The organism is Blastococcus sp. SYSU D00868, assembly GCF_054050575.1.
In genome coordinates this window covers 1-5,444 of sequence record NZ_JBJGZO010000056.1, presented here as the reverse complement: position 1 = coordinate 5,444, position 5,444 = coordinate 1, and the positions used below count along the sequence as shown (strand labels likewise).

The window sequence follows — 5,444 nt, the reverse complement described above, 5'->3', positions numbered from 1 at the left end:
TCGCGATGTCAATCAACCAAAGGAATCCCAGCACCACGAACCCGAAGATCCGCAGCACCCGGGGTATTACTTGGCACTGACTTTCGGCACGCTGTTGAGTTCTCAAGGAACGGACGCGCGAAGAACCAGACCCTCTGCAGGGCCCTCGTCATCGGCGGGTTTCCCACTGTACGCCGTTCTCGGAGGCTCGCCACCCCGGGGGGTGTTCGCTCCCGGGCCCTCGCGGGCCCGTTTCGGCAACAGGGAGAACCATACACGGCCTCGCGGGGGTCTGCACGGAGGGGGGTCAGGGGCCCCCTCCGAGGGGCCCGAGGGACGCGACCTGCCTGGTCAGCGGCCCCTCAGAGTCCGAGGAACGACTCGATCCCCACGGTCAGGCCGGGCCGCCGGCCGACCTCGCGCACCGCGAGGAGCACCCCGGGCATGAAGGAGGCGCGGTCGTAGGAGTCGTGCCGCAGCGTCAGGGTCTCCCCCTCCGCACCCAGGAGCACCTCCTGGTGGGCCACCAGGCCCGTCAGCCGGACCGCGTGCACGGGGATCCCGTCCACCTCGGCACCCCGGGCGCCGGGCAGGGAGTCGGTCGTGGCGTCCGGCACCGGCGGCATCCCGGCCGCCCGGCGGGCCTCGGCCACCAGCCGCGCGGTCCGGACCGCCGTCCCCGAGGGGGCGTCGACCTTGTTCGGGTGGTGCAGCTCGACGATCTCCGTCGAGGGGAAGAACCGGGCCGCCTCCTGCGCGAACCGCATGAGCAGGATCGCGCCGATGCCGAAGTTGGGGGCGATCACGACCCCGAGGTCCGGCTTGGGCTGCAGCCAGGCCCGGACGGTGTCCAACCGCTCCTGGTCGAAGCCCGTCGTCCCGACCACGCAGTGGATGTCCTGGTCGATGCAGAACCGGATGTTGTCCATCACGACGTCGGGCCGGGTGAAGTCGACGACCACCTGGGCGCCGGCGTCGGCGACGTTGAACAGCCAGTCCCCCGCGTCGACCATGGCGACCAGCTCCATGTCGTCGGCGGCGTTGACCGCCTTGACCACCTCGGCGCCCATCCGGCCGCGCGCGCCCAGCACCCCCACGGACACGAGGGGCGACTCGCCCCCCTCGGTGCCGGGTGCCTGCGGGTCGGGGGTGGGTGTCGCGGTGGTCACCGGGCCAGGTTTCCCGTCGCCCGGGCGGGACGCAAGACGCCGTCCGCTCAGCGGGATGAGACGGCGCGGGTGGCGCCCTCCCAGGCCAGGAGCCCGAGCGCCGCCCCGAGGACGTCGGCGAGCCAGTCGGCGACCGAGCCGGAGCGCTCCAGCGGCGTGAGCGCCTGCACCACCTCGCTGGCCAGCGCGTAGGCGACCAGCAGCGCCGCCAGGGGCCGGGGCCGCACGCCGGCCCAGCGCCCCGCCACGGCCAGCGCGGCGAACAGAGCGAGGTGGATCAGCTTGTCCACCCCCGGGGGTGCGGAGGGGACGTCGTCGCCCGGGGTGAACAGCACCGCCAGGGAGACCAGCACGGTCACCGCGAGCACGCCCCGAGACAGCGCCCCGTGGACGGCGAGGACGGGTCGGTTCATCAGAGCCGGTCGAGGTCGGACTCGCGGTAGGGACCCACGACGGCCAGGCAGGTGGGCCGGGTGAGCAGGTCGGCGGCCACGGCCCGCACCTGCTCGGGGTCGACCGCGTCGATCCGGGCCAGGACCTCGCGGACGGGCACGTACTCGCCGTGCGCGAGCTCGCTCTTCCCGAGCCGGGTCATCCGCGAGCCGGTGTCCTCCAGGCCCAGCACGAGCCCGCCGCGCAGCATCCCGCGGCCGCGGGCGACCTCCTCGGCGGTGATCCCCTCGGCGGCGACCCGGGCGAGTTCCTCCCGCACCAGGCGCAGCACCTCGGGCACGCGCTTGGGCGAGCACCCGGCGTAGACGGAGAAGGAGCCGGTGCCGGCGTAGTGGGTCAGCGCCGACCCCACGCTGTAGACCAGGCCGCGCTTCTCCCGGATCTCCTGGAACAGTCGGGAGCTCATCCCGCCACCGACCGCGGTCTCCAGGACCGCGGCCGCGTGCCGGCGCTCGTCGTGCCGGCCGACGCCGAGGCCGCCGAGCAGCAGGTGGGTCTGCTCGGTGCGCCGGCGGATCAGCCCGGTCTGCCGGGCCGGCCGGTCGAGGACGGCGTCCTCCCCGGTCCGCAGCGGCGCCGGGTCGGCCCGGCCGGTGAGGCGCTCGCCGAAGGCCTTCTGGACCAGGTCGAGCACCTGCTCGTGGGTGACCCGTCCGGCCGCGGTGACCACCATCGAGGGGAGCGCGTAGCGGTCCCGGTACCAGCCGTCGACGTCCTCGCGGCTCAACGACTCGATCGACTCGACGGTGCCGAGCACCGACCGGCCCAGGGCCGTGCCGCCGAAGAGCGTCTCGGCGAAGAGGTCGTGCACGGCGTCGGCGGGCTCGTCGTCGCGCATGGCGATCTCCTCGAGCACGACCGTGCGCTCGCTCTCGAGGTCGTCGGCGGTGTTGAGGGCGTCGGTGACCAGGTCTCCGAGGATCCCCACGGCCAGCGGCAGGTCACTGGCGAGCACGTTCGCGTAGTAGCAGGTGTGCTCCTTGGCGGTGAAGGCGTTCATCTCACCGCCGACGGCGTCCATCGCCGTCGCGATCTCCAGCGCCGACCGGCTGCGCGTGCCCTTGAACAGCAGGTGCTCGAGGAAGTGCGAGGAACCGGCCAGGGCGTCGGTCTCGTCGCGCGAGCCGACCCCCACCCAGATGCCCACCGTGGCCGAGAGCACGCCCGGCATGGTCTCGGTGAGCACCCGCAGGCCGCTGGGCAGCCGGGTGCGCTCGACCCGCCCGCCGACCTCGTCGACGTCGAGCACCTCGGTGACACCGGCCGGGGCCGGGGCCGACGCGGCTGCGTCGGCCCCGGCCCCGGGGGTCGTGTCGTGGGTGGTGCTCACGCGTCCTGCGGCGCGGCCTCGGCAGGAGCGGCCTCCGCAGCGGGGGCGCCGTCCCCGTCCGCGGCCACCGGGACGAGGCTGATTTTGCCGCGGGCGTCGATGTCGCTGATCTCGACCTGCAGCTTGTCGCCGACGTTCACGACGTCCTCGACCTTGCCGATGCGCTTGCCGCCACCGAGCTTGCTGATGTGCACCAGCCCGTCCTTGCCCGGGAGCAGGGAGACGAAGGCCCCGAACGGCGTGGTCTTGACGACCGTGCCGAGGAACCGCTCGCCGACCTTGGGCATCTGCGGGTTGGCGATGGCGTTGATCCGGTCCACCGCCGCCTGGGCCGAGGGGCCGTCGGAGGCGCCGACGTAGATCGTGCCGTCGTCCTCGATGGTGATGTCCGCGCCGGTCTCGTCCTGGATCGCGTTGATCATCTGGCCCTTGGGCCCGATGACCGCGCCGATCTTGTCGACCGGGATGCGCACGGTGGTGACCCGCGGCGCGTACGGGCTCATCTCGTCGGGGCCGTCGATGGCCTCGTTCATCACGTCGAGGATGTGCAGCCGGGCGGCGCGGGCCTGGGTCAGCGCCTGGGCGAGCACGTCGGACGGGATGCCGTCGAGCTTGGTGTCCAGCTGCAGCGCGGTGACGAACTCGCGGGTGCCGGCGACCTTGAAGTCCATGTCACCGAACGCGTCCTCGGCGCCGAGGATGTCGGTCAGCGCGACGTACTGCGTCTTGCCGTCGACCTCGTCGGAGACCAGGCCCATCGCGATGCCGGCGACCGGCGCGCGCAGCGGCACACCGGCGTTGAGCAGCGCGAGCGTCGAGGCGCAGACCGAGCCCATGGACGTCGAGCCGTTGGACCCCAGGGCCTCGGACACCTGCCGGATCGCGTAGGGGAACTCCTCGCGGTCGGGCAGCACCGGCAGCAGCGCGCGCTCGGCGAGCGCGCCGTGGCCGATCTCGCGGCGCTTGGGCGAGCCCACGCGGCCGGTCTCGCCGGTGGAGTACGGCGGGAAGTTGTAGTTGTGCATGTAGCGCTTGCGCGTCTCGGGCGACAGCGTGTCCAGCTGCTGCTCCATCCGGAGCATGTTCAGCGTGGTGATGCCCAGGATCTGGGTCTCGCCGCGCTCGAACAGCGCCGAGCCGTGCACCCGCGGGACGACCTCGACCTCGGCCGACAGCGGCCGGATGTCGGTGACGCCGCGGCCGTCGATGCGGACCTTGTCGCGGAGGATCCGCTGCCGGACGACCTTCTTGGTGACGGCGCGGAAGGCGGCCGACAGCTCCTTCTCGCGGCCCTCGAACTGGCCGGCGAGGGAGGCGACGACCTCGTCCTTGAGCGCGTCGGTGGCGTCGTTGCGCTCGGTCTTGCCGGCGATCGACTGGGCCTCGGTCAGCCGGTCGAGGGCGGCGGACTCCACGGCCGCGTACACGTCGTCCTGGTACTCCAGGAAGCGCGGGAACTCGGCGACCGGCTTCGCGGCCTTCTCGGCCAGCGCGCTCTGCGCCTCGCACAGCACCTTGATGAACGGCTTGGCCGCCTCGAGGCCCTGCGCCACGACCTCCTCGGTCGGGGCGGTGGCGCCGCCGGCGACCAGCTCGATCGTCTTCTCGGTGGCCTCGGCCTCGACCATCATGATCGCGACGTCGCCGTCGGGCAGGAGCCGGCCGGCGACGACCATGTCGAAGACGGCCTCCTCCAGCTCCGCGTGGGTCGGGAAGGCGACCCACTGGCCGCGGATCAGCGCGACCCGGGTGCCGCCGACGGGGCCGGAGAACGGCAGGCCGGACAGCTGGGTGGACGCCGACGCGCCGTTGATGGCGAGCACGTCGTACAGGTGGGCCGGGTCCAGGGACATGACCGTGATGACGACCTGGACCTCGTTGCGCAGGCCCTTGGCGAAGGTCGGGCGCAGCGGGCGGTCGATGAGCCGGCAGGTGAGGATCGCGTCCTCGGACGGGCGGCCCTCGCGACGGAAGAACGAGCCGGGGATGCGCCCGGCGGCGTACATCCGCTCCTCGACGTCGACCGTCAGCGGGAAGAAGTCGAAGTGCTCCTTGGGCTGCTTGCTGGCCGTGGTGGCCGACAGGAGCATGGTGTCGCCCATCGTGACGACGACGGACCCGGCGGCCTGCTTGGCCAGCCGGCCGGTCTCGAAGGTGACGCTGCGGCTGCCGAAGCTGCCGTTGTCGATGACCGCGGTGGCGGTGGTGACCCCGTCCTCGGGGTCGAACTCGGCAGCGATGCTGCCGTTCTGGGTGGTGGGTGCGGACACGCTGTCCTCTTCCTACGTCGCATGCGGCGACGTCCTCTTGTGGCGCCCTGCGCCGACTGCGTCCGGGGCGACCGGTCTTCGAGAGAGACCCGCGGGTCTGCGTTCCCCCGGAGGGGGCACGGCATGCCCGGGGGCCACCACCGAGGACCGGACCGCTGCTCGACCGGATCGGCCGGAGGCCGGGGGGCCCGTGCGGCGGGTGCCGCACGGAAGAGGGGACCGTCCCGGTGGGACGGTCCCCTC

Annotated in this window: 4 protein-coding genes; all 4 read right to left on the bottom strand. The window is 72.8% G+C overall.

The window, feature by feature from the left end; genetic code table 11:
• Window positions 1–341: 341 nt before the first annotated feature.
• From dapB to ACI79F_RS24285, 4 genes are read right to left on the bottom strand one after another with little or no spacing between them, the layout of a single operon-like run.
• Complete coding sequence (dapB, locus tag ACI79F_RS24300) at window positions 342–1,148, bottom strand: 4-hydroxy-tetrahydrodipicolinate reductase (protein WP_456543622.1); 807 nt, start codon at window positions 1,146–1,148, stop codon at window positions 342–344.
• A 47-nt stretch (window positions 1,149–1,195) separates the two neighbouring features.
• Window positions 1,196–1,561, bottom strand: a complete 366-nt coding sequence (locus tag ACI79F_RS24295; RefSeq protein ID WP_456543623.1) for a VanZ family protein — start codon at window positions 1,559–1,561, stop codon at window positions 1,196–1,198.
• A complete protein-coding gene (locus tag ACI79F_RS24290) occupies window positions 1,561–2,931 on the bottom strand; it encodes a M16 family metallopeptidase (RefSeq protein WP_456543624.1) in 1,371 nt (456 codons plus the stop codon). The genes ACI79F_RS24295 and ACI79F_RS24290 overlap by 1 nt, the downstream gene beginning before the upstream one ends.
• The gene (locus ACI79F_RS24285; protein ID WP_456543625.1) at window positions 2,928–5,201 is read right to left on the bottom strand and encodes a polyribonucleotide nucleotidyltransferase; all 2,274 of its coding nucleotides are present in this window, start codon (window positions 5,199–5,201) and stop codon (window positions 2,928–2,930) included. The genes ACI79F_RS24290 and ACI79F_RS24285 overlap by 4 nt, the downstream gene beginning before the upstream one ends.
• Between the last annotated feature and the right edge of the window lie 243 nt (window positions 5,202–5,444).